Source organism: uncultured Acetatifactor sp., assembly GCF_948601915.1.
Lineage (GTDB): Bacteria > Bacillota > Clostridia > Lachnospirales > Lachnospiraceae > Acetatifactor.
On sequence record NZ_CAPDXS010000276.1, the window covers coordinates 1 to 1,851 of the forward strand.

The 1,851-nt window shown below is 50.1% G+C and carries 1 protein-coding gene; it reads right to left on the reverse strand.

Annotation, left to right across the window (positions count from 1 at the left end; all coding sequences use genetic code 11):
- Positions 1 to 66 precede the first annotated feature (66 nt).
- A complete protein-coding gene (locus Q2B33_RS24010; protein WP_300817847.1) occupies positions 67 to 1,623 on the reverse strand; it encodes a transposase in 1,557 nt (518 codons plus the stop codon).
- Positions 1,624 to 1,851: the final 228 nt, after the last annotated feature.

Below are 1,851 nucleotides of genomic sequence, written 5' to 3' on the forward strand. Positions count from 1 at the left end.
ATTCAATGTATTAATCTGTAACGATTTCAAAATTAGGTATGCTATGGGCGGCAGTATCTGACCGCCCTAAAGCTTCAACTCCGTCAGGTCGTTTGGATTGAACTGCATCTTCCCACACAACCGTTGAACACTTTTCTTTATTGGACACACTACCCATTCTCCGTCCATCTTTCCAGCCTTGATCTTTATAAGCGTCTGTGTCAGGTCTTTATAAGATATGTTTTTGGATTCCCCAATGGAGGCAATCTCCTCGATTGCATTCACCCCGATGATGGTGGACAGATGGTTCAGGAACAGCCATGCCTCCTCCGTATAGTTGTTCCTCATATAGGATGCCTCATAGGACATGGTGTCCCCATATGTCTTGAAGAACTGTTCGATCGCCTGCCTCTGCTTGTATATGCTGTAGACCTGGAACGCATTCAGGTCCAGCCTGTTCGTCTTTAAGGTGATGGTCCCCATTTCTTCCTTGTCCGCATAGGCTTCCTGGATCGTGATGGGCGCCAGCGCTTCCAGCTCCCCGTCAGTCAGGCGGCCTTTTCCTTTCAGCCTGCGTGCTGTCTCCCGCCCCTTTTTCAGTTCCGCCGCATTGTTCTTCTTTTCCGTCCTTTTCGTGACATCCGCAATCTCCTGTGCCAGCAGGTCCGTGTCAAGGAACAGGTGGATGTTGAAGCCCTCCTCCGGAATGGTCAGGCTATGTATCCCGCGCCCGTTGAAGCTGAAGGCTTCTTCATATCCAAAGGGCGAGGCCGGGACACGGCCTTTTACAAAACGGTTCCCCCTTTTGAGCGGCATCACATAGTTCAGCCCGGATTCCTCAAGCAGGGTGAAGCCGTCGCTGCTTGCGAAGCCTTTGTCCGCTATGACGGTGCAGCTGTCCGTATGGGCCGTAGACTCTTTGAGTATGTCGGTGAAAGCGGAGACATCAAGGGTGCTCCCAAGGTATTGTTTATAATATACGGGATATCCAATGTCGCCTCCCATGGTGAAGAGGTACAGCAGGTTGATCTGCGGCTTGTAGCGCATCTTGGAATCATATCCGCATTCCGCGTTGTCCACGGTACGGGATGCGGACAGGAGCCTGTGCCCGTCAAACAAGAGGAAGCGTTCATGCTCGGCGACCATCTCCTGCATATAGCTGCTTATCGCGCCCCTCATCCTCCCCAAAGTGTTCAGGAACTCCGTGACGGCATTCGGCATGAAGGAGAGCCCTGGATAGAGGTACGACAGGATGCTGTCCTCATAATGGAGCTGCAGCCGCCGGAAGCGGCAGTCATATATGGCACGGACAGCTGCTGCCACGTAGATGGCCTCCCACAGGTCAGGGAAATGCTTCTGCAGTCTGCTGCGCATCCATTCGGTTCGCTGGTAGACATAATTTACAGCTCCGACTTCCACTACGTCATTCAGGACAGGGTTGGCGCATCCCCGCCTTGCCCTGCTTGGGACCAGCCCCTGTTCGGTTATGCTTCCGAGGATCTTCCCTGACTTTTTTCTTGACCGTCCAAGCTGTGGGTCATAGACATTGCTCCGCTCATATAGATACCAATGCCCCCGGATATATTTTATCTCCGTATTGGCAGGCCGTACAAAGTTCATTACAAAATCAGGCTTCTCCATCATGTCTACCTCCTTATAGCATACCTAATTAGGTATGCTATAAGGATAACATAAAGCGCCTAAAAAATCAATAGAAATGGCATATTTTAGGGATTTTTCCAGCTTATACCTGGTAAGCAAACAGGTTGTGGCATACCTAATTACAATCGTTACAGATTAAACAGTAGGTCTCTCATCTGCTCGGCATTTCTGATGTCATCATATAATTGCGTTATATCCATTTGTTTTTTG

Excerpts from the sequence above, each read along its gene's own strand:
- Q2B33_RS24010 (WP_300817847.1), bottom strand. The coding sequence starts at position 1,623 with ATGATGGAGAAGCCTGATTTTGTAATGAACTTTGTACGGCCTGCCAAT.